The organism is Alteromonas sp. ABH4_457, assembly GCF_056160625.1.
Window position 1 is genome coordinate 504,787 of record NZ_JBSWXN010000003.1, and the last position, 22,601, is coordinate 527,387.

Consider the following 22,601-nt stretch of genomic DNA (forward strand, 5'->3'; position numbering starts at 1 on the left):
ATGGCTGGCGGCCTGTGAATATGGAGACTAGAAGCACAGTTAATACGCTCCCAAAGCGAATACGCTACGGTAACGAAGGAATAGAATTATGCAAACGTTAAACATTGCTGTGGTTGGTGCAGGTATTGCCGGTTTGACGGCTGTCATCGCTCTAGCCAGAGCAGGTCATACTGTTCAGTTGTTTGAATCAGCACCGCAACTGGGAGACGTGGGTGCAGGTATCACTCTGGCGCCGAATGCAATGCGCGGACTGGACTACATCGGTGTTGGCGATACTATTGTTGAAACTGGTATGGAGCCGTCTACACAGACCATCGATCACTGGTCTGGCGGAAATAACCTGCTGACCGTGGACCGCTCGGGTACAAAGCAACAGTACAACGCAGCCTATGTGTACATTCACCGTGCAGATCTGCACAAAATCCTGGTCGCTGCAGCCGAAAAAGAAGGTGCTCAATTGCATCTTGGTAAGCACTTGAAAACCATCGACAGCCGTGACGGTGGTGCAACCTTATATTTTGCCGACGATACACAATACGATGCCGATCTGGTCATTGGTGCTGACGGCCTTAAGTCGGTAACCCGCCAGCTGTTCAACCCGCAGCCTCCTCACTTTACCGGCCACATCGCATACCGTGCACTGGCGCCGGCGTCACCGGCTATTCAGAAACTTATTGATCAGCCCGGCATGCATATCGGCCCTGGTAAAATGGTGGTTCGCTATCCCCTTCGCAAAGGCGACATTCTGAACCTGGTGTTTTTCGTTCGCCAAAGTGGCTGGGAAGAAGATGGCTGGTCGATTCCTGCTGATCTTGACGAACTAAAGCAACACTTTGACGGCTGGTGCCCTGACGTACAAACCCTGCTGAATGAAATCAAGCCCGGCACGGTTTTCAAATGGGCTATCAACGCTCATAAATCGCTGTCAGACGGCTGGTCAAAAAATGATTCCGTCACCCTTATCGGAGATGCGGCCCATGCCATGACGCCATTTCTTGGGCAGGGTGCAGCTACCGGCATCGAGGATGCCATCATGCTAACACGTGCCATTAACGACGCTGATTCGATGAAAGAAGCCCTTGAAAGGTATGAGACCTCACGCTTTGACCGCACCAGTTTCATTCAACAGGAATCTAACGAGAACGCAGATCGCTTACAAGGAAATGAAGCTGAGATGTATGGTCTGGGTAATCTTCGCAATGAAGAAACCCTGGGCCTGTTTAACTATGACTGTGTAAGCGAGCCAGTATGACCGCGACACTCTTTTTACACGTGGCCGCGAGGAACACATAATGACACAAGCCGTCGAAAGTACAGCTGATCAGGCTGTTATCAGTACTTCAAAAGTACCGCTTATCACGAAACTGCTCTACGGGAGCGGTCAGATTGGCGGCCAACTTTTCCGTGATGCCCCGGCAGCGCTGTTACCTCTTTTCATGACCACGATGCTGGGCGTTTCTGCCTGGGTTGCCGGTATAGTTGTTCTCATCCCTAAACTGTGGGTGATTATTTGCGACCCGGCAATGGGCGTGTGGTCAGACAAACTGAAGCCACATCATTCCCGTCGCCCTTTCCTGGCGGCCGGTGGCCTGCTTACCGGCCTGAGTTTTATGGCGCTGTTCAGTTTCAGTGAATTTTCCTCGCCAACTATGGCAGCGGTATTTATCGGCATATTGTTCCTGATTGCATCCACAGCATTCAGTGCGTTTTCAGTGCCTTACCTCGCCATGGCATCCGAGCTTTCATCTGATGCCCATGAACGGACCAAGGTACTGTCTGTGCGTATGATTTTCGTCATCATTGGCGTAATTATGGGCATAGGGCTGGCTCAGCCGCTGGTTTATAAACTCGGTGGTGATGCCGCCGCATGGCGAACAATGGCCATTCTGTTCGGTGGCATTTGTGTGGTTGCCATGCTCGCAACAGCCTTTGGTGTACCCCGTAATTTCGGACAGATTTCACAGGATGATCCGCGCAAATTACTCAGCAGATTTGCATCCGTGAAAGAAAATAAGCCCTTCATGGTACTGGCTGCCACTTATCTTGTACAAACCATTGCTCAGGCATGTGGCTACGCCGTTGTCGGTTTCATTTTCTTATATGCGGTTGCTGATATTTCGCTTCTGTTTCCTTTTGTCATCGTGATGTGTACAGGTTCGATACTGAGTCAGCCAATGTGGGTGAAGTTGTCCGGCAAATGGGGCAAAGAAGCTGCCTTCTGGGTAGCCTGCATTGGCTGGATGCTGATCACCATTACCTGGCTCTGGGTTAAACCCGGCGACGACGTGCTGATGACATTACCCGGCTGGGGTGAGATGTCGACAGAGCATTTCCTTGTGCTTTGCCGCGCGGTGCTTATCGGCTGTACCAATTCAGGCTTTGCCCTGCTTGTCTTCTCACTGCTTACCGATGTCATCGACAAACAACGTCAAAACAAAGGAACGGTGGATGAAGGTCTGTTCTCAGGCTTTTTCTCCGCCACAGAAAAGCTGGCGTTCGCCCTCGGTCCGGTCCTGGCAGGTGCATTTTTAAGCTACACAGGATTTCAATCTTCAACCGGCGGAGCCACTGAACAGGCGCCGGAAGCCATTCACGGCATGGTACTGCTTTATTCGGTTGTACCTGCAGCGATTATGGCCATCAGCCTTTTGATTTTCACGCGCTACAAACGCGCGATGCAGAGCATGTAATTAGCAGTTTCAGGAATAACAGGATACCCCATGACAAGCATTAATTTTGAGTTTATGTCAGTCCCGAAAATCGTGTGTTCCCCCGGCGCAGCCGGCACACTGGCTGAACATTGCCGCGCACTCGCAATAACACGTCCCATGCTGGTTACCGACAAAGGTTTGCTGGCAACCGGCATCCTGGAGCCGGTCATCAGCAAACTGGAAGCTGAAGGCTTGGCCCCCTTTGTGTACAGTGATATTCAGGCCGATCCTCCTGAGCATATTGTGTTGTCAGCAAAGCAGGCGGCGGTAGACGCCGGCACTGACGGTATTATCGCGGTAGGGGGTGGCAGCAGTCTGGATGTGGCAAAGCTGATAGCAGCACTGGTGCCCGGCGACCAGCCTCTGCAGGAAATGTACGGCATTGATCAAATAAAGCAAAAGCGCTTGCCATTGATTCTGGTGCCTACCACGGCGGGGACGGGCTCTGAAGTGACGCCTATCTCTATTATCACCACCGGTGAAACCACAAAGTCCGGTGTAGTTTCTCATCAACTGTTACCGGATATTGCGCTACTGGATGCAGAACTGACACTTGGTTTACCACCGTCTATTACAGCCGCTACGGGCATTGATGCCATGGTGCACGCCATCGAAGCCTTCACCAGCAAGAAAAAGAAAAATCCGTATTCGGATATGCTGGCGAAAGAAGCTTTACGACTCATTTCGTCAAACCTGCTTACCGCTGTGCGTCAGGGCAATAATGTGGAAGCCCGTTCGAAAGTGCTGCTTGGCGCGATGCTGGCGGGACAAGCCTTTGCCAATGCGCCGGTGGCTGCAGTGCACGCCCTCGCCTATCCGCTGGGAGGCAATTATCACATTCCACACGGACTCAGTAATGCGCTGGTGTTACCCCATGTGCTGCGCTTCAATGCCAGCGATGACTGGGCCATAGAACAGTATGCGCAACTGATGACCTGTGTTACCACCGACAACTCCTGTGGCGACGCCCAGCTCGACTGCGCTCATTTCATTGAGCTGGTAGAAGCCCTGCTGATTGACGTGGCTATTCCACGTACCTTGTCGGCGCTGAATATACCCGAATCCGATCTGCCAAAACTGGCAAACGAAGCCATGCAACAACAACGTCTTCTGGTAAATAACCCGCGTTATTTAAGTGAAGCCGATGCACTGGCCATTTATCAGGCGGCCTGGTAGGCCACCCAACCCACATTGACTCACCTGGAATTCAATATGTCTAAATCAATTTTGCGAGAAAAAATCAGTAAGGGAGAGTTTGTTTTTGCTCCCGGTATTCAGGATATGATCACTGCCGTTGTTGCTAATAAAGTCGGCTTCGATGTTGTTTATGGCAGTGGCTACTGGCTGACTGCATCAGGCTATGGTTTGCCGGATGCAGGGATTGTGAGTTACACCCAGATGCTGGATCGCATGGCGACACTGGTTAAAACCAGTAACGCAGCTGTTATGGCAGATGCCGACACCGGCTTTGGCGGACTGCTGAATGTTCACCATACGGTGAAAGGCTATCAGGAAGCGGGTGTCGCAGCCATTCAGATGGAAGACCAGGAGTTTCCTAAAAAATGCGGCCATACTCCGGGTCGCCGTGTCATTCCGGTAGATGACATGGTTGAAAAAATTAAAGTGGCGGTGGATGCCCGTACTGACGAAGATATGATGATCATTGCCCGTACCGATGCTCTGCATGCGGAAGGACTTGAAGCATCAATAAAACGCTGTAACGCTTACCGCCGCGCTGGTGCTGACATCATCTTCCTCGAAGCACTTACCAACGAAGAAGAAATGCGTAAAGCCTGTGAGGCCGTCGATGCGCCGATGATGGCTAACATGTCAAACGGTGGCTTTACCCCGATGTACAGCGCAGAAAAAATGCAAGACATTGGCTTCAGTGTCGCTATTGCCCCTTCTCTGCCCGCCCTTGCAGCAGCCAACGCCGTTGAAAAAGCCCTGATTGCCATGAAAGAGCAAGGCAGCCCTGAACCAACAGGCGTGCCGATTAATAACTTTAAAGAGTTCTGTTCACTCATTGGTTTTGAAGATGTATGGGCATTTGAGAAGAAGTGGGCGAAATAAGCCACGCTGTAAGGATTGAAAAATGAGTGAAAATTTAGACGCTAACTATGCAAGCGTATATAACAACCGCATCGGCTTCGGTAAGAAACCGGCGCTGGTACTGATAGACTTCGTTGAAGCTTACTATGATAAGTCCTGCGATCTGTACGCCGATGTTGAAGATGCACTGGCATCTGCAATCCGTGTGCTTGAAGCTGCCCGTGAAGCCGGTATTCCGGTGATCTATACCAATGTGGTTTATCATCCTTCAGGCTTTAACGGCGGCACCTTCTTTAAGAAGGCAAAGCCGCTGCGCTACCTAACAGAAGGCTCCCCCATGGGCGCCTGGGCAAAAGGCCTGGCACCAAAAGAAAACGAACTGGTTATCTCAAAGCAGTATCCCAGTGCGTTTTTCGGTACATCACTGGCCTCAACGCTGACATCAGCGGGTATTGATTCGGTATTGCTTACCGGCCTCACAACCAGTGGTTGTGTTCGCGCCAGCTGTGTAGACGCCTGCTCCCACGGGTTTATTCCCATTGTTGTAGAAGAAGCCTGCGGAGACCGTCACGAAGCACCGCATCAGGCAAACCTGTTCGATATGAACGCGAAGTACGCCGATGTAGTTAAAGAATTGGAAGTCATTGATTACCTGAAATCGCTTTCAGCGTAATTGTTCCAGAGCAGCTCAAAGCAGAACGCGGCATAGGTTTTTCCTTTGCCGCGTTTTTTATTCAGGCCAGTTGCTGCGGGGTGACCATATCGAAGCCCTTAGGCAAACCGGCATCCGGGGTAAAGCCATATAACTCAACCTCTGCCGGTAAGCTCTGGCGCAGAATTTTTCTCGCCTGCAACAGCTTCCCGAACTGCACACCGGTTTTAAGCCCCATCCCTTCCAGCAAAAAAACCAGATCTTCGGTCACAATGTTGCCGGAAGCGCCGGGCGCAAACGGGCAGCCGCCGATCCCTGCCATCGACGAGTCAATCGTCCGTAAGCCGACCTCCAGCGCCATCATCACATTTGCAAAGCCCTGACCACGGGTATTATGAAGATGAATGCCGGTAAGCTTATCTTTGCCTACTGCAGCCCATACACCTTTCGTCAGGTTTTTCACCTGCAACGGCGTGCCATAACCTGTTGTATCAGACAGACCAACTTCATCACAACCTGCTTCGATAAGTTGCTCTGCCAGCCCAAAAACCTTGCTTTGGGGCACCTTACCTTCAAGGGTGCAACCAAATGCGGTAGACAAGCCGCCCTCAAACACAGGACGCTCAACTTCGGGCAAGGTATTAATCAGTTCGCGGATTTGTCTGACTTCTTCGAGCATTTGTACATGGGTACGGCGCACGTTTCTGAGACTATGCGTTTCAGACACAGACAACGGAATCGTGATCTTGTGCGCGCCAGCTTTTACAGCATTTTCGGCACCACGGTAGTTCGGTACAAGTACCGCAACATTAAGATTAGCGAGAGTTCTGGCGTGGGCCACCAACTCTGCAGTGTCAGCCAGTTGCGGCAGTATTTTTGCCGGCACAAATGAACCGATTTCGATTTCAGGAATACCGGCGGCTGCCAGAGCCGAAATCCAGCGTTTTTTATCTTCTGTGGCCATAATTGGTGCAATACTTTGCAATCCGTCTCTGGGGCCTACTTCACTAATTTCTACATCAAACTGCATAGTCATGCTTTCAATCCATAGATTATTGTAATATCTATATGTCATAATAACATTCAATTTCATTACTGGCGATAGCCTGACCGGCTTTCTAATAAATTCATGGATAACCAACACGCCCGTGCAGGGAATGCTGTAAAGGTCGATTTCAGACAAATGATATCGCTGGCAGGATCTGCCGGCGGTGTGCAGGCAATGACGGCAGTGGTGGGGATCCTCACAATAAAAGTCGTCGCAACACTGGGCAGTTCAGCCATTGCCGCAGTCACTTCCGGTCAGCGCCTGTTCTTTCTTATTCAGTCAATTCTGTTTGGCCTGAACATTGGTGCCATGGCACTCATCGCCCAGAGTCAGGGGCGGGGTGAGCATGGTGAAGCTTCTCACTGGCTCCGCGTAACACTGGTGCTTGGCGTAGCAATTACCATCGGGCTGTCTGTGTGTTTCTGGTGGCTTGCAGAGCCTATTATGTACAGTCTCGGTCTGACTGATCCTGAAGCACTTTATGAAGGCGCCAGTTACATCCGTGAACTCAGCCTGTACTGCTGGTTCATTGCCATTTATTTCATTATCGCCAGCGCATTAAGAGCACTCAGCATTGCCTGGCTGCCGCTGGCTTCCGGTATCTTTTTAAACGGCACAACACTGGTACTGACGTATTTACTTGCAGGCAACTGGCAATACTATACCGACAGTGGTCCTGCAGCCGTGGCTAAAGCTGCGGGGATTGGCAATCTGCTCGGCCTGATTTTAATGCTTGGTTTGCTGTATCCCCGCTGGCGGGAATTTTTTATTGCCAGGTGGTCTCTTTCCGGCGGACGCCGGTTGTGGCGTATCAGTTACCCCGCCATCATGGAGCAATTGTTCAGGCAGGTAGCGGTGTTGTCGTTCCTGTGGGTAGTCGCCCGTTACGGCACAGCACCGTATGCAGCCTATGGCGCAGGCATTATGCTTATTTCCGTTTCCTTTGTTGTGGGTTACGGGTTCTCTGTGAGTGCCAATGTAATGATAGGTCAGGCAGTGGGGAAAAATGATCTGGCGATGGCAAAGCGCATTCTTCACGTTGCCCTTGGCTTTTCACTGACCGTAATGACAATTATGGGACTGCTGCTGGGCACATTCTGCGAGCCGCTTTCTTTGTGGTTAATTGGTGAGAGCGACGTTACCTATTACACCAGTGTGTTTATTTATTTCTTTGCCGTTGCCCAACCGGTCATGGCCATCGACTTTGTTTTGACAGGTGCCTGTCAGGGCACAGGGGATACCCGCTGGCCCATGTTTACTGTGCTGTTAAGCAATTTTGTCATCCGCTTCGGCGGCGCGTTTATTCTCATGCTGTTGGATGCACCGGTAGAGTGGATTTTTGGCATGATTGTACTGGACTACGTAGTAAAAACGGGGCTCATGTGCTGGCGGGTGTTCCGCCAGCCATGGCCGCGGGTGGTATTAAATGAGGTGGAGGCCAAAAGCTGATATCACCAGCAGCAGTATCCAGATACCTTTTACATGCCAGGCTGCACCGCCGATAGTGTTCTGAATAATTGCATTTGTATTTGCATCCCCCTGACCACTTGCCAGTTTTGCAAAAGCGGGGCCGAAAGGCTTCAGCTTAAAGCGGATAAGAATACCCAGAAGCACAACCACACCGAATAAAGCCAGCTTCCAGGCTGCCCAGTAAACAACTACCGGTCCGGCGGTAAAAACACTGAAAAAGCCGGTCAATATTGCGCCGGCACAAACGGTCACCCGTATCACCCAGTCACATTTTATAATGAGCGCTTTTGCGGTACCTGAATACCAGTGCAATGCGGCAACACATGCCAGCCAGGCCAGGCCTGTAGCCCAGATAACCGCCAGCCATCCTGACAAGAACGGCGTTAACCCCAGCGTAGTACTCAAATGCAATCCGCTCGCAAACATCAGTGGCATTGCCAGTCTGGGTCCCTGATCGGCAGCATTCAGTATTTTTGCAGCCACCACTCTGCTTTCGTGGCCCAGATCCGTTTTCAGTACATACCGGCTTGCGATGAAAGTACCGAGGTCGCCCCCTAACCAGTAAACCAGCCCCATGACATGCAGGAATTTTATTACCAGAAAATCCATTGTTTTTTCACCCTGATTTAATAACAAGATTTGCTATAAACACAACTTTATGAATTATTGTTATAACAATATTTAAAGTTAATTGACAGTAATTCATGAAAGGGATTAGTCTGGTTAAGAAATAGCCGGCCCTGCAGCCTCATCCCGTTTGTTGAGCAGGTAGCCGGTTTAATTTCCAAAAATTGCGTTTTGTCATATTCAACGGTCGATAGTCGGGGCAAAATCAGACAGGCTGGGGTGATTTCAAATGAGTGATTTTCACTTTTTTTCTTGCTGGCTAACGATTGCAAACAGCTGAACATCACCAGCTACATTTTCAAAATTATTATAAATAATCAGCCTTTAAGAGTTCATGCCAGACAATTTTCCCGTTTTCTGTCTGCCGGCTTTTTAAAAAAGGTTTGTTTTCAACGAAAACAATTTTACGTGTTGGATGAGTTATGAATAGAAGCTACCCATGGATGATCGCCGTGCTGGCAAGCGTGGTGCTGATCATCAGTAACGGAATGAGTATTTCCGGCCTGTCTGTCTTTGATGAATCACTAATATCAGAATTTGGCTGGAGTCGCGGCGAATTAAAATTCCGCGACATGATTACCTTCGGCACCAGCGCACTGCTGGCTCCCTTCGGCGGTATAATCATCGATAAGCTGGGCGTTAAACGCTGCATGCTGGCCGGGTGGGTCATGCTTGCTGTAGCTTATTTCTTATATAGCGGTGTTGAGTCACTGGCTAATCTCTATTTTGCCCATGCGCTGCTTGGCGTTGTACTGGTGTTTTGTGGCCTGAACCCGGCCATCATTCTGGTTTCCAGCTGGTTTCAGAAAAAACGGGGCGTCGCCATTGGTATCACTCTTGTAGGCACCAGTCTGGGCGGCATGATCTTTCCCCAGTACGGCACCTATATGAGTGAACTGGTGGGATGGCGCATGGCAATGACTTACGCCATGTTTTTTCCTGCCTTTATGTTTGCGATGGTTGCGCTATTTGTCAGAAACGGGCCGGAAGCTGAAGCCAGCACGAAACCACAGGATGTAGCGCTCTCGCAGGGTCTCGGTTATGTGGAGGCACTGAAAACAAAAGCATTCTGGGCCATTTCTGTGGTCGCTATGACGACGTTCTACACGGTGCTGGCGGTGCAGGCGCATCTGTTCCTTTACTTGCGGGATCTCGACTTTACGCCGGCTTCCGCCACTAACGCTATCAGTCTGTTTTTCCTCTGCGCAGTGATCGGTAAATTCGTTTTCGGTCTGCTGTCAGACTACCTGAATTACAAACTGGTCTTCATCGGCAACATTATTGTTATGCTCACCGGCTCGGCGTGCCTTGCGATGATGAACAGCAGCCTGATTTGGATTGCTATTGTTCTGTTTGGCCTTGGCTGGGGCGGTGTGTACACCACAATACAATTATCCGCTGTGAATTGTTTCGGACTGGTTTCTGCAGGCAAAATCCTCGGCACCATCGCCGTGCTGGATTGTCTTGGTGGTGGTCTGGGCATCTGGTTAACCGGTGTTTTCTATTCCATGTACGGTGACTACCAGGTCGCATTCATGATTTTCGTTGTGTTAATCATTACAGCTTTAATTTTTGTAACGCAAATTGCAACACCTGCAAAACAAAATCACGACATGCTTGCCGGAGCAGCAAAGTAGTTCTGCTTCCCTTCCGGCCTCAACGGCATGTCGCTACCCGGTGAAACTATGACTTTTATCATAGTTTCACCGCGCATCATCCCTTACTCTGCCAGTCAACGTTTCCCTTAACAGACATGAATACAGGCTATGAGCGACTTAAAAAACACGCAAATTGTACTGGCTAAAACGCCGGAAGGTACGCCCGTACCATCAGACTTTACGACCCGTTCTGTCGAAGTAACGCCCCCCAAAGCCGGCGAAGTGCTGGTAAAAAACCTTTACCTTTCTCTCGACCCGTACATGCGTAGTCAGATTGCCGGCAGGCACTTATCCGGTGCGATTACGCCGGGCGATTTAATGAAAGGCGAAACCATAGCTGAAGTGGTTCAAAGTGAAGATCCGGCTTTCAGTGCCGGCGATATTGTCAGAGGCTTCGGCGGCTGGCAGGAATACGCCGTGATGGACGGGAAAACCTTGTCTGCCGTTCATGCCCCCGTAGACAACAATGCAGCCTATCTTTCCGCGCTGGGCACCACAGGGCTTACCGCCTGGGCGGGCATTGTCTGCACTGCAAAACCAGCCCCGGGCGATGTGGTTGTCATTCCCGCTGCAACGGGGGGCGTAGGTGCTACAGCTGCCCAGCTGGCTAAACTCTACGGCTGTAAGGTTGTGGGTATTGCCGGCGGCAAAGAGAAATGCGACAAGGCCGTTAAAGAAATCGGCTACGATATCTGTCTGGATCGCAAAGCCGGTGACATTGCTGAGCAACTTAAAGCAGCCTGCCCTGACGGTATTAACGTCTATTTTGATTTAGTGGGCGGAGAACTGTTAAACACTGTCTCTTCTCAACTTGCTGTCGGTGCCAGAGTGGTGCTGTGCGGCATTATGTCTGAACTTAACAGTACCAGCCGTGCCGGCGGCCCTCATCCTGCGATGTGGATCAAATCCCGGGCACAGGTTACCGGCCTTGTAGTCTATGACTACGAACCCCGGAGAGCAGAATTTGTGGAGTATTGCCTGCCCCATTATCTGAACGGCAAACTGAAAACCTTCGAAGATGTTTCTCAGGGTCTTGCCAGTGCTCCGGACGCTTTCTGTCGCTTAATGCGCGGTGAAAACACCGGGAAAGTTATTGTAGAGATTTAACGTTGTCACTTTACCCGGATTCAGGACACGACCGGGTAAAGTTTCCTCACGGAATGGTTATGAAAAAATACTATCTGGACTTGCCTGCAGGGCAAATTCACTATATCAAAGCCGGACAGGGCGAACCCTTGTTACTGTTGCATCAGGCACCAATGAGCAGCATTGAGTGGGAAAATATTATTCCCGTTCTGGCACAGCATTTTACTGTATATGCACCGGATATGGCCGGACATGGTCAATCCTACGAGCCATCTGCCGCCATGAACATTCCGGATTTTGCGCAAGACACCATCGCTTTTATGGACGCCCATGGCATTGATAAAGCCTTTGTTGCCGGCAACCATTCAGGTGCAGCACTGGCAACCTGTCTTGCGGTTAACTGGCCTGAGAGAGTGAAGAAGCTGGTGATTTCCTGCGAAATGCTGATATCAAAAACGCAAATTGATCAGTTCGTTGCTGCGATTAGAGCAAAGCCACTGTCCCGGGATATTCCTTTTGATGCGGACGGCAAGTTCATATCCGATGCCTGGCTGCGATACGCTGCACTGGCACCGACAGCTTCGCTGGATACACGCTATAAGCCGTTCATTCACGGACAACTGGCAAGACTCCGGAAGTTCGATATTCACGAGCCGGTGCTGGACTGGATGGGCGCTGAAGACTGGATGTCACAAATCCCCTGTCCCACCCTGGTATTCGGCGCTGAAAACGATTTGTTTTTTGACGAAGATAAACTGGAAGAAGCCAAATCACGGATTGCGGATGCTCAAACCCGGGTGATTAAAGATGCAGGCGCCCTGAGCACTTTTGAACAACCTGCCGCCATTGCAGATATGCTGCTGACCTTCTTTAAGCAGTAAAACGGGGCCGGTTGCGGCCCTGCTATTTATTCCGCTCAGTCAGCTCGAACAGCTTCGCTTCTTTTAAAAACGCATACATTGATTCAATGTACGCGTGGGTCAGTCCCCGCTTGCCAGATAAAAAGTGCCGTTTGAACAGGTAAGTTTTTAAAAAAGTCAGCGGGAAAACCAGCAACAATTTCAGTAAAGACGGCTTTTTGTTGCTGTTAAATTTCTGCTGCGCTTTCAGCGATGAATAACTGTTCTGTTTATTCATCAGCAGCTCGGTACTGCCATAGCCATAGTGCATGACCAGCCCTTTAATATCGCCGGTGGTGGTCCCCTTTTCCAGGTTCACATTCTCATGCACCATGCGATCTTCAGGGTAACGGGCAGTACCCTTTCTGAACAACCGCACAATATGGCGCTTTGCCGCTTTAGATGACATGGGTCTGCCCCAGAAAATATCTTCGAAGTGCAGACGGTACGCACCGTGCGACGGGTTTTCGCCGGAAACTACCTTTTGAATGTGTGCAGCGGATTCTTCACTCAGCACCTCGTCACCATCAAGGTTCAGTAACCAGGGCTGAGTACACTGACTCATCGCAAATGCCTTTTGTTTAGCAAAGCCGGGCCAGTTCCGGTGGATCACTCTGGCCCCGTGACGCTCTGCAATCATGATGGTGTCATCGGTACTGCCGGAGTCCACCACAATAATTTCTGCAGCAAAGCTGACAGCAGAAAGTACCTCGTCCAGCCTCTCGGCTTCATTGAACGTAATCAGATAAACACTCAGTGGACACGGGTTACTCACCGGCACTTCCTTCTCTGTTCATGGCCCACAGTGCGGCGTATTTATGAAACCCGTACTGGGCAAGAATAATGGCCATCATCAATCCGGCTCTGCCATCCAGAAAGCCACCGCGTAGCACATACTGTTGCAGAAAATCGGTAAAGAAACGCAGACAGGCATAACCCAACGACGCCTTTTTTCCACGGGCAAATTTGTCTTTTGCAGACAATACCGCGTACTGCACATGCTTATCGATAGCGTGTTTATAGTTACGCCAGCTGTAATGCAATAAAGGCGATTTAAGCACCAGTACCTGCTCTTTTTCCAGGATCAGCGATTCATGTACGCTGGCTTCTTTGAACTTCGCACCATGCTTTAAGAACAATTTACCCTGCGGCGTGCTGTAACGTCCGTGCTTCAGCACAGAACCCAAAAAGACAGTATGCCAGGGGCATTTTATGAAGTTTGCAGACAGGTGCTCTGAAGACAACACAGCCACAATTTCATCTCTGAGAGCAGGCGTGACTTCTTCATCGGCATCGATGTTCAGTACCCAGTCATGTTTACAATAAGTGAGGGCACGGTTTCGTTGTACACCGTAACCCGGCCAGTCTGTTTCGATGACCTCGTCTGCATACTTTTTGGCGATACCGACGGTATCATCCGTACTTCCTGAGTCCAGCACAATGAGTTGATCGACCCAGCCATGCAGTGATTTCAGGCAACGCTCAATTCTGTCGCCTTCATTTTTGGCAATAACAAAACAGGATAACTGCCGTTTAGCTGGCATGAAGCTTCCTCTCAGGACCCGGGATGAAAGGCGCTATTTTGTCCCATACAAGATTATTGTCAAACCGCATACTGCTGTTTACGACACAAAATAAACCGTGTCCGTTCGGAGCGAAGCTTTGCTCTGCCTGCCAGGCTTCAAAAGGGTGTGAATCGTGAATTAACAGCGCCTGAGGATTTTCAGCTGTGCAGGCATCCACGTGGTATTGCTCCAACATATTGCGCTTGTGCGCCGTCAGATAATACAGAGAATATTCGGTCCATCTGCCACGGCGATGCCGGTAGAGGGTCCAGTTCGTTGGCGATTTAGGATTATGCAGACCGCATAATTTATCCACCCAAGACCCCTTACCACGGAGGTTAGCGGCAATTTCTTCGCCGGTAGCTTCGCTGATGTCACTGGCCATCAGCGCCGGCGTTACTGTCATGCCCAGCTCAGGATTCCCCACATCGCCGGACATTTTTAAGATGCGGGCGGAAGACTTCCACCATTTGGGATGCTGCGCCCGCTGCTCGTACTGGATAAGCGCTTTGCCGCCGGGTAATAAAAGCGATTCAGTTAACGGACGCAGGCAAATCGCATCGGCATCCAGTGTCAGATAATAAGGCGTAGTAATCACTCTCGGTGCTGCCAGCTTAACGATTTGCTGCTTACGCCAGCCGCGGACCTGACGGTGCTTTTCAAATTCCGGAATAAGCGCTTCTTCGGACATCACGCGGATAGAAAATTCTGACCATTTCGCGGTGCGCCGGCGAATAATATCCACTTCATCCGGTGGACAGACAATCAGAAACTCTCTGAAAACCTCAGCGGCATTAAACGCACTGAACGTGGAAAATAAAATTTCCGTGCGGCCCAGATCATCAACACCGTAACTTCCCTGTATACATAATGGCAAAACTGCTGTGATAGCCATAGTGATGAAAACCTCCTGTTTATGAAATATCTTAAATCTTTATGTCTTTGTTCTGCTTTGTGACGGAGTACAAAGATGGGTTTAAAAGAGTTTAAAAGAGAAAACACCATCAAACGCAAACAAAAAGGACACGGTTACCATTGCCCGGTTCATATTTTTACGCTTCTTTTTACAGTATTTATATTTTCTGAAAAGAATCGTCAGTCAAGTGTATGTGTTTGTACATATTACGATGAGAAACTCTGTATGCTCAGAGTATACGGAAAGGCTGCGATACCATATTCGACGAACGTAGGAGTAAAGGTTGGCAAGTGGCTCATGACTTGTGCGATGAACCCCTAAGTTCGGGACTTTACCAATTTCAAAAAATAATACTTACCAATAATGTAAAGTTTTGCTGAAATATAGTATAAAGATAAGTACGGCGCTGCGTCCGGAACAATAGAATTTCGCCGCAGTTTAGATAGACGTTCTGTTATCAGGAGCAGATCATGAAAAAGCGCAGACGTTTCTGGGGTGTTGTTGAAAAGCTTGAGGCATTAATCGATAAAGGTGTTTACCCAGTCGGTAGTCGCCTGCCTGCAGAACGCGAGTTAGCCGAAGCTTATGATGTTAGCCGTCCTACAGTACGGGAAGCAATTATCGCTCTGGAAGTCAGAGAAAGAGTGGAAGTAAAAACTGGCTCAGGAGTGTATGTTACGAGTGGTGCAGACCATAGTACGCCTCAGAAGCCTATCAGTGCTTTTGAACTGACTCAGGCAAGAGCCCTTGTAGAAGCTGAAGCTGCTGCACTGGCTGCAGCAACGATCCGGCCTCAGGAACTGGAAACGTTGCAAAGCACTCTGGAAGACATGAAGTCACCTGAAACCGCCGACGAAGCCGATCGTCGTTTTCATGAAATTATATCGCAGGCAACGAGAAATAATGCACTGGTTATGTCGATTAATAATTTGTGGAAACTCAGACGCACTGAACCTCAAATCGTGGCGGCTTATCAGGATGTTTGCTCCCAAAGCGTCGAACAACGCCTGGTAGAGCACACCGCAATATATGATGCCATTGCTAAAAGAGATTCTGGCGCAGCCCGTAAAGCCATGCATAATCACTTCAACCGTCTAATCAATGCACTTTTTGAGGCGAGTGAAGCGAAGGCTCTCGAAGAGATTAAACGCAGAACAGACGAAACACGCGGGCTGTATTCAATCTCCCACCTTACTCAGTAATTGTTTTGCCACCGGTTGCGCCGGTGCAGGATTAAAAGCTCTACCCATAAAAAAGCTCCGTAGAGGAGCTTTTTTCGTCTTATCTGACAAATTAATATCTGTAACTTGTACCAAATGTAATGCGTCGATCTGTTAAGCCCTGATAGCAAAGAAGCGCACCTTCATTCACGCAGGACTGCGTAACATCCGATTCGGTCAGGTTTACAGCTTCCACGCCCACGTTCCATTGTTCATTGATGTCATAGCTGATACTCGCGTTAAGCTGTCCTCTGTCTTCCTGAACAACCGGGAACCCCCAGGGGAAGCTGGACGTACTGCCAAAGTCTGTGGAACGGTAAGCTTCACGCCATGTGTATCGGGCACGAACTGATAAACCATATTTCTCGTAATAAGCCGTTACGTTGTAAGCATTTTCAGACAAATCAACGAGAGGCTGGTTCGCTGTTACTTCAAGGTCTTCAATTCCGGTTGTTAACCGGAATACCGCGTTTGCTCTGCTCGTCGCCGTGTCAACTGAATCCCCGCCGGAGAATTGCTGATACGTATAGTTCGCCGCAACACCGAAGCCTGAAGCCCAACCCAGCTCTTTTTCGAAACCGGACAGGTCATATTGCACCGCCAACTCGATACCTTTCTGCGTAGTTTCACCCGAATCATTAATCGTTGTTGAAGTCGGCACACACAAACCTACACCAGGTTCCGGACCAAACACGTTAATGTCAGCAATCGGGTTAAATATACCGCCTTGCTCACAGTCCGGACCGGTAACATCACGGAAACCAGTAACAGGATCTTCATAAGGGTCAACCTGCTGAATTACGTGTAAGTCCGTTCTCTTCTTATGAAAATAACCAATACTGGCTACCGCTGCCGGAGCAAAGTACCATTCAGCACTGATATCGAAAGACAACACCTCTTCAGGGATCAGTCCCGGATTACCTATGGATACTGCAGCATTAGGGCTGGTGCTGTAGGTGACCGATGTGGACAAGTCGTCATAATTAGGGCGTCTGATGTCCTTACCCGCGCCAAAGCGTAAAATCACATCTTCTGTTACATTAGCGACCACGTTAAGTCGCGGCAGAATGAAATCGTAATCTCCGCTGTTTTTCACCTGAGAGATGATCTCATTGCCCGCATCATCCTCTGTGATCGAGTTTCCTATCGAGTTCACTTCAGTCTCAAGGTAACGCACACCAAAATTACCGCGGAATATGCCGTATTCAAAATTCATCTGGGCATAAAGGGCGTGGGTGATTTCTTCAATATCAAAGAAGGCATTAACCTGAGAAGTCGGCGCACTAATAGGGGCTCTGTCTGCACCAGTTATCGCATTATTAGCAACAATGGCAGCATTAAGCGTATCAAGGACGCTGTCAGGGTTTGACGCTACCAGTTCCGGGTTCACTAGCAGAAAATTTTCGATATAGAGCGCACGGCCGTCAGCAGCATTAAAGTTGTCTGGCCCCGGAACTAATATATCAGCAAACAGATCACCTGACGGGCTCACATCCATGGTGCGTAAACCGACGTTATTTCTGATTTCATCAGACAGACTCGTCGCCTTACTGTAGCGATAACCAAAATCAATGGTATTAATAAAGTCGATGTTGTCGAGGTAGTACTTAAAATCTGCCCGGAAGGCATCTTCTGAGTTTTCAGTTCTGTCCTGTCCGAGATTAACATCCCGCAGTACCACATTGGCAGGATCAAGAAGCTGTTCAGCCGTAGGCGCATTAGCTTCACCGGATGCAATACCAAATGCCAGACCATTGGTCAGGTCATACTCAAACGGTGTGCCGTTCTCATTTGAGTCATTTGTAGCTGCGTTCGGGTTTATGAAGTTAAGCGTAGTATTGAAACTGGGCGTATCTGATTCTGAATTGGAAGAAGATGCTTCTACTGATACGAATAACGTCTCTCCCTGCCACTCACCGCCAATCCGGAATATCTGACTTTTAGTAATACGGGAATTTGTATCACTGGAAAAACGCAGGTTAGGATCGGCTCCGCCCTCTTCTACCGGTATTACGCCAGTCTGGGCAGCTTGTATGCTGCCAAGGTCAAGGCCATCCAACGAGCCGAAGTTAACTGTCTCGAAGGAAGTCGGAACCGCCGTATTTCTTAAATCACTCACTCCAGAAGCCTGAACCCTGGAACTTTCCTGGCGACGCTCCTGGTCATTGATGACCGCATCAAAGAAAAGCTTTGTATGATCATTCGGAGCCCATTCTATGGTACCGGCAAGGTTAACTGTCTCGTACTCATAGTTATCATAATCCTGATTCAGAAACTGCACCGGCAGATAATCGAAAGACTGGGCACTGGCAACACCGCTGTCTGCGGCAACGGAATTATCGCGGTCTGCACGGGGACGAAAAGCAGTCACATCCTGCTCAGTGTAACTACCGCTTAAAACGATACCAAAACGGCCTGCGTCAGTGTCCCAGTTATCACCCCATGCACCGGAGAATCTTGGCATAATTCCGTCAGTAGAAAGGCTGCTGTCTTCACCCTGCACCCGAACAGATGCCAGAGGCTTACTAAGTTGCAGCGGACGAATGGTTCGCAGGTTGATTGTACCGCCTACAGAACCTTCAATAGTTTTAGCTTCCGGTGATTTTGTTACCTCAACGGCAGAGATAATGGCTGCCGATACATCCTCAAAATTAATACCGCTACGTCCCGCACCTGAACCGACTGTAGACACACCGTTAATTTCAGTCCGGTTGGCGTTGGTACCCCGAATTTGAACCCCCGTACCTACACCTGCTTCACGGGTAATCTGGACCCCGGTGACGTTTTCCAATACCTCCGCCAGGTTTTGATCCGGCAACTTACCAATATCTACAGCCTGGATTACCTCAATTAAATTGTCTGAGGAGCGTTTTTCTGCAAGGGCATTTGTCAGAGACTGACGAATACCGGAAACCTCGATAACTTCAAGATCTTCGGTGGCCTCCGGATCGTTTTGCTGCGCATGTGCAACAGACATAGCGTTGATGGCACTGGCAGACAAAATGGCCAGTGAGATCTTAGATAATTTGTGTCCCATAGCTGCTTCCTGTGTTTCCCGAATCAATATAACTGTTTTTAAATTTGTAACCTCAGAGGAGGTTACAAAGCTTTTACATGATATTTACAGGTAAACACCCAAAGGTCAACCTCTTTGGTAATAATAATTACCAATTTTGGTAAATATCAAAACAAAGCAAATTGGTAAAAACACAACCATAGTTTAAAGATGTTTATCAAAGAACAGAAATAAAAGAAGATATATACAACAAATTCAATCATTTAAACATTAATTCTGAACTGATTTTATCGTAATGGATAGCAGTAGGAGGACAATTATAAACCTTGTTTATAGTGCACATTCACGCCATGAAACCAGCTCCTCACAAATATTGGTTAACCAAATTCATGTTGAGCCGGTTTATTTAGTGTAAAGGGGGAGAAATCGATATTTCAGACAGACTGTGACAGGGCTTGCGAACAGGCGTTCGTGACAGCCTCCCAGTTACCGTTTTTAATCCATTCAGGTTTGGCGACCCAGGTGCCGCCCACAGCGAACACATTGGGCAGCTTCAGGTAGTCCTCTTTATTATCAGCATTAATGCCACCTGTAGGACAGAAAGACACGTCCCTGAATACAGATGAGACAGCAGATAAGAATGCAGCACCGCCGGACAGTGAAGCCGGAAAGAGCTTTTGCTCGGGAAAGCCATATTCCAGTGCCAGCAGAATATCAGCCGTATTTGATACTCCGGGCAGCACAGGCACACCACTTCGCCCCACTGCACCGAGAAGGCCGGGGCTGGAAGCCGGCGTAACAATAAAGTCAGCGCCCGCTTTCAGGGCGTCATCTAAAATACGGGCGTTGATAACCGTGCCGGCGCCCACGGTTAATTCAGGTACCTCCTGCTTTATCGCAGACAATGCGTCCAGGGAAGAATCTGTTCTTAACACGACTTCGACCAGTTGAAGACCAGCGTTAGCCATTGCCCTGGCTATATTCACGCCTTCACCGGGGGTGTTGGCCTGTATTATCGGCAGCAAAGACTGCCCCGACATTAATTCAGAAAATTGCTTCATGTTTCAGTTCTCAGATTAGGGTTACAAGTTCAGATTTACCCGCTTTCGAATAAGCGCATAAACCCTGATTCAGGAGCAATGGCACCGGGGAACTGAATAACGATTCCGGCAGCTTTTGCTGCTTGAGCTACAGCGGGGCCAACATCGAAACCGGATAGCCGGGCGCCAAGATACACCCCGTTAAAAGCGTCACCGGCGGATGTCGTGTCAACGACGTTACCTACCGGAGTGATGACATGCTCAGCGACAATTCCGTTGCTATAAGTGAGTACTGATGAAGCGCCGTCTTTCACCACCACTTCCGTCGCCCCCATGCTAGTGCAGTACGCAACAGCGTCATGGGGATTATCAATGCTGTACAACATCTCCAGATCTTCGACGCCCGGCAACACGATGTCAGCGAGTTTGAACGCCGTATTGAAATTATCTACAGCTTCTCTCTCCGCTCCCCAAAGCCTTGCCCTGTAGTTGGGATCAAAGACGATTTTGACGCCAAAACGCTTGAGTTTTTCCAACTTTTGCCAGAATAGCTTGCGTTGATAAGGTTCGATGACCGCAAGTGAGATGCCAGAGAAGAAAAAGTAATCGCAATCAATGAGCTGATTCAGCACATCGTCATTAAGGAAAGAAACAATCTTGCGGGCAGCAGATTGATTACGCCAGTAAGTAAAACGCCTCTCGCCGGCAGAGTCTGTCTCAATGTAATACATACCGGGAGCAAGGCTTTCGTGCCGGAAAACATACTTTGAATTAATGCCTTCCTTTTCGAACCCTGCAATCATTCTGCTACTGAGAGAATCCTTGCCCACAGCCGAGATCAGACCGGATTCAATATCCCTGAAGCATCGCTTCAAATACACCGCTGAGTTATAAACGTCACCGGCAAATGACTGGTGCATGGTATTTTCATTGAGTGACTTCAACTCCACCATACATTCGCCAAGAAAGTAAATACTGTTCATTACCCCGGCCTCACTTCTTAATGGTCAAACGTTCGACACGGGGGATCAGTACCCATATTGCCAGCATCGCTATGATGGCAAGGGAAGCGCCGATAACAAATGCCGGCGTGTAGTTACCGTCAGCAGTCAGATAAGGCACCAGTGACGTGAGTCCGACGGCACCCAACTTAGCAGCCATACCTGAAAACCCTGAGAGCGAACCCACGGTTTTCTTACCGTAAAGATCACTGGGTAATGTTTGTACGTTGCCGATGGCAGTCTGAAAGCCAAACAGGATTACTGCCATTATCATCACCGCGGCGACAGGGTCACCCGGATCAGCCATGGCTATCAGGGCAGGCAGCATTATTAAGCATCCCAATGTAATCACCAGCTTGCGGGTTTTGTTGGTATCCCAGCCGGCTTTCAACCTGTTTTGCGCTAACAGTCCGCCAAACCAGGCACCGAACATCGCGCCAACATAGGGAACCCAGCCATAAATACCGATGGCCTGTACATCCATGCCGTACACTTCATTCAGGTAAATAGGGATCCAGAAAACGAAGAGCCACCAGATAGGGTCAATCGCCGCTGAGGCAATAATGACACCCCAGCTCTCTTTACGTGCCAGAAGCTCGCCGGTTGAGGGCGCATATTCTTCCTCTTCTGCGTCGCTTGCTTGTGTGGTTGAACGCTGGCCAGTGAGGATATACTCCCTTTCCTGCTCCGTGATCCATGGGTGCCTACCGGGCGGCGCTTTCACCAGAATCATCCAGGGTATTAACCAGAGTAGTCCTGCTCCGCCAACAACAATAAATATCAGTTGCCAGTTAAAATAGACTGTCATGTAAGCAATCATCGGAATGGCGATGATGCCGCCTATTGCCGCGCCGGAGTTAAAAATACCTTGTGCCAGTGCACGTTCTTTAGTGGGAAACCATTCGGCGTTCCCTTTGGCCGCGCCCGGCCAGTTTCCCGCCTCGGCAATCCCTAAGATGGCCCGGAAAATACTGAAACTCAGCATGCCCTGTGCAAAAGCATGAGCCACCGTTGCCAGTGACCACACACCGATAGACAGCACGAAACCGATACGTGTACCAATCCAGTCGAAAATTTTGCCAAAGATGGCCTGACCAAACGCATAAGCAAACACAAACACAATAGATATATTGGCGTATATCTGTTTACGTTCCAGCGCTGTTTTTTCGGGGAAAAGATCTTCTACAATATCGGGCCAAAGCACACTGAGCGCCTGGCGGTCGATGTAGTTAATGATGGTCGCCAGGGCAATCAGACTGACAACCCACCAGCGTAATCCGGACATTTTCATAGTCAGTCCTTAATAAAATCTTCACGGGCGGGACTGAACGTGTCAATAAGAATGCCTCCCGTCGGACAAACAGCACCATGCTCGGCATAAGGCGGAATCATGCAACTGTCTCCGGGTTTCATCACTTTCATTACGCCATCGATAGTGAAATGAAATTCACCTTCCACCACGTAGGAAACCTGTGAATGCCGGTGCTTGTGTGTATACCCCTCTGCGCCTTTATCAAACCAGATTTTCACTGCCATCAGTTCAAGGTTATACCCCAGCATCTGACGTTTGAGGCCATTGCCCAAGTCTTCGATTTCTGTTTCACTGGCTGATAAAAAGTTTTCGCTTTGAGTTTTCATAT

General features: G+C 49.3%; 20 protein-coding genes. 10 read left to right on the top strand and 10 right to left on the bottom strand.

Annotated elements, in window-relative coordinates; genetic code table 11:
* Positions 1 to 88 precede the first annotated feature (88 nt).
* The 5 genes from ACXAGR_RS08675 to ACXAGR_RS08695 are packed head-to-tail and all read left to right on the top strand — an operon-like array spanning position 89 to position 5,436.
* Positions 89 to 1,252, top strand: coding sequence for an FAD-dependent monooxygenase (locus ACXAGR_RS08675; RefSeq protein WP_474849355.1), 1,164 nt, complete (start codon positions 89 to 91; stop codon positions 1,250 to 1,252).
* A gap of 40 nt (positions 1,253 to 1,292) precedes the next feature.
* A complete protein-coding gene (locus ACXAGR_RS08680) occupies positions 1,293 to 2,690 on the top strand; it encodes an MFS transporter (RefSeq protein WP_474844057.1) in 1,398 nt (465 codons plus the stop codon).
* A 30-nt stretch (positions 2,691 to 2,720) separates the two neighbouring features.
* Positions 2,721 to 3,887, top strand: a complete 1,167-nt coding sequence (locus ACXAGR_RS08685; protein ID WP_474844058.1) for an iron-containing alcohol dehydrogenase — start codon at positions 2,721 to 2,723, stop codon at positions 3,885 to 3,887.
* A 36-nt stretch (positions 3,888 to 3,923) separates the two neighbouring features.
* On the top strand, positions 3,924 to 4,784 hold the full coding sequence (locus tag ACXAGR_RS08690) for an isocitrate lyase/PEP mutase family protein (RefSeq protein ID WP_303573235.1): 861 nt from the start codon (positions 3,924 to 3,926) through the stop codon (positions 4,782 to 4,784).
* 22 nt (positions 4,785 to 4,806) lie between these two features.
* Positions 4,807 to 5,436, top strand: a complete 630-nt coding sequence (locus ACXAGR_RS08695; protein ID WP_474844059.1) for an isochorismatase family protein — start codon at positions 4,807 to 4,809, stop codon at positions 5,434 to 5,436.
* Positions 5,437 to 5,497: 61 nt separating this feature from the next.
* Here ACXAGR_RS08695 and ACXAGR_RS08700 read toward each other — a convergent pair whose 3' ends face one another.
* Entirely contained in the window at positions 5,498 to 6,451 is a 954-nt protein-coding gene (locus ACXAGR_RS08700) for a hydroxymethylglutaryl-CoA lyase (protein WP_474844060.1), read from the bottom strand.
* A gap of 93 nt (positions 6,452 to 6,544) precedes the next feature.
* Here ACXAGR_RS08700 and ACXAGR_RS08705 point away from each other — a divergent pair, with 93 nt between their 5' ends.
* Entirely contained in the window at positions 6,545 to 7,912 is a 1,368-nt protein-coding gene (locus ACXAGR_RS08705; protein ID WP_474844061.1) for an MATE family efflux transporter, read from the top strand.
* Here ACXAGR_RS08705 and ACXAGR_RS08710 read toward each other — a convergent pair.
* Complete coding sequence (locus ACXAGR_RS08710) at positions 7,886 to 8,542, bottom strand: hypothetical protein (RefSeq protein WP_474844062.1); 657 nt, start codon at positions 8,540 to 8,542, stop codon at positions 7,886 to 7,888. The genes ACXAGR_RS08705 and ACXAGR_RS08710 overlap by 27 nt on opposite strands.
* 440 nt (positions 8,543 to 8,982) lie before the next feature.
* Between ACXAGR_RS08710 and ACXAGR_RS08715 the strand changes: the two genes are divergently transcribed.
* The 3 genes from ACXAGR_RS08715 to ACXAGR_RS08725 all read left to right on the top strand — a co-directional run bounded on the left by ACXAGR_RS08715 (position 8,983) and on the right by ACXAGR_RS08725 (position 12,185).
* On the top strand, positions 8,983 to 10,197 hold the full coding sequence (locus ACXAGR_RS08715; RefSeq protein ID WP_474844063.1) for an MFS transporter: 1,215 nt from the start codon (positions 8,983 to 8,985) through the stop codon (positions 10,195 to 10,197).
* Between the two features lie 129 nt (positions 10,198 to 10,326).
* Complete coding sequence (locus ACXAGR_RS08720; RefSeq protein ID WP_474849357.1) at positions 10,327 to 11,325, top strand: NADP-dependent oxidoreductase; 999 nt, start codon at positions 10,327 to 10,329, stop codon at positions 11,323 to 11,325.
* A 59-nt stretch (positions 11,326 to 11,384) separates the two neighbouring features.
* Complete coding sequence (locus tag ACXAGR_RS08725) at positions 11,385 to 12,185, top strand: alpha/beta fold hydrolase (RefSeq protein ID WP_474849359.1); 801 nt, start codon at positions 11,385 to 11,387, stop codon at positions 12,183 to 12,185.
* A 22-nt stretch (positions 12,186 to 12,207) separates the two neighbouring features.
* Here ACXAGR_RS08725 and ACXAGR_RS08730 read toward each other — a convergent pair whose 3' ends face one another.
* Genes ACXAGR_RS08730 through ACXAGR_RS08740 form a run of 3 tightly spaced genes read right to left on the bottom strand, consistent with a single transcriptional unit; the run spans position 12,208 to position 14,663 of the window.
* A complete protein-coding gene (locus ACXAGR_RS08730; RefSeq protein WP_474849361.1) occupies positions 12,208 to 12,978 on the bottom strand; it encodes a glycosyltransferase family 2 protein in 771 nt (256 codons plus the stop codon).
* Positions 12,971 to 13,747, bottom strand: coding sequence for a glycosyltransferase family 2 protein (locus ACXAGR_RS08735; protein WP_474849363.1), 777 nt, complete (start codon positions 13,745 to 13,747; stop codon positions 12,971 to 12,973). The genes ACXAGR_RS08730 and ACXAGR_RS08735 overlap by 8 nt, the downstream gene beginning before the upstream one ends.
* The gene (locus ACXAGR_RS08740; protein ID WP_474849365.1) at positions 13,737 to 14,663 is read right to left on the bottom strand and encodes a DUF6492 family protein; all 927 of its coding nucleotides are present in this window, start codon (positions 14,661 to 14,663) and stop codon (positions 13,737 to 13,739) included. The genes ACXAGR_RS08735 and ACXAGR_RS08740 overlap by 11 nt, the downstream gene beginning before the upstream one ends.
* Before the next feature lie 491 nt (positions 14,664 to 15,154).
* Here ACXAGR_RS08740 and ACXAGR_RS08745 point away from each other — a divergent pair, with 491 nt between their 5' ends.
* Positions 15,155 to 15,886, top strand: coding sequence for a FadR/GntR family transcriptional regulator (locus tag ACXAGR_RS08745; RefSeq protein WP_349582496.1), 732 nt, complete (start codon positions 15,155 to 15,157; stop codon positions 15,884 to 15,886).
* 91 nt (positions 15,887 to 15,977) lie between these two features.
* Here ACXAGR_RS08745 and ACXAGR_RS08750 read toward each other — a convergent pair whose 3' ends face one another.
* The 5 genes from ACXAGR_RS08750 to ACXAGR_RS08770 form a co-directional block, all read right to left on the bottom strand.
* Positions 15,978 to 18,941: a TonB-dependent receptor gene (locus ACXAGR_RS08750; RefSeq protein ID WP_474849367.1), complete on the bottom strand. Its 2,964-nt coding sequence runs from the start codon at positions 18,939 to 18,941 to the stop codon at positions 15,978 to 15,980.
* 413 nt (positions 18,942 to 19,354) lie between these two features.
* Entirely contained in the window at positions 19,355 to 19,981 is a 627-nt protein-coding gene (gene eda / locus ACXAGR_RS08755) for a bifunctional 4-hydroxy-2-oxoglutarate aldolase/2-dehydro-3-deoxy-phosphogluconate aldolase (protein ID WP_474849369.1), read from the bottom strand.
* A gap of 35 nt (positions 19,982 to 20,016) precedes the next feature.
* On the bottom strand, positions 20,017 to 20,943 hold the full coding sequence (locus ACXAGR_RS08760) for a sugar kinase (RefSeq protein ID WP_474849371.1): 927 nt from the start codon (positions 20,941 to 20,943) through the stop codon (positions 20,017 to 20,019).
* 10 nt (positions 20,944 to 20,953) lie between these two features.
* Positions 20,954 to 22,252 carry an MFS transporter gene (locus ACXAGR_RS08765; protein WP_474849373.1) on the bottom strand — a complete coding sequence of 433 codons (1,299 nt, stop codon included), beginning with the start codon at positions 22,250 to 22,252 and terminating at the stop codon, positions 20,954 to 20,956.
* A gap of 2 nt (positions 22,253 to 22,254) precedes the next feature.
* Positions 22,255 to 22,599, bottom strand: coding sequence for a cupin domain-containing protein (locus ACXAGR_RS08770; RefSeq protein WP_474849375.1), 345 nt, complete (start codon positions 22,597 to 22,599; stop codon positions 22,255 to 22,257).
* Between the last annotated feature and the right edge of the window lie 2 nt (positions 22,600 to 22,601).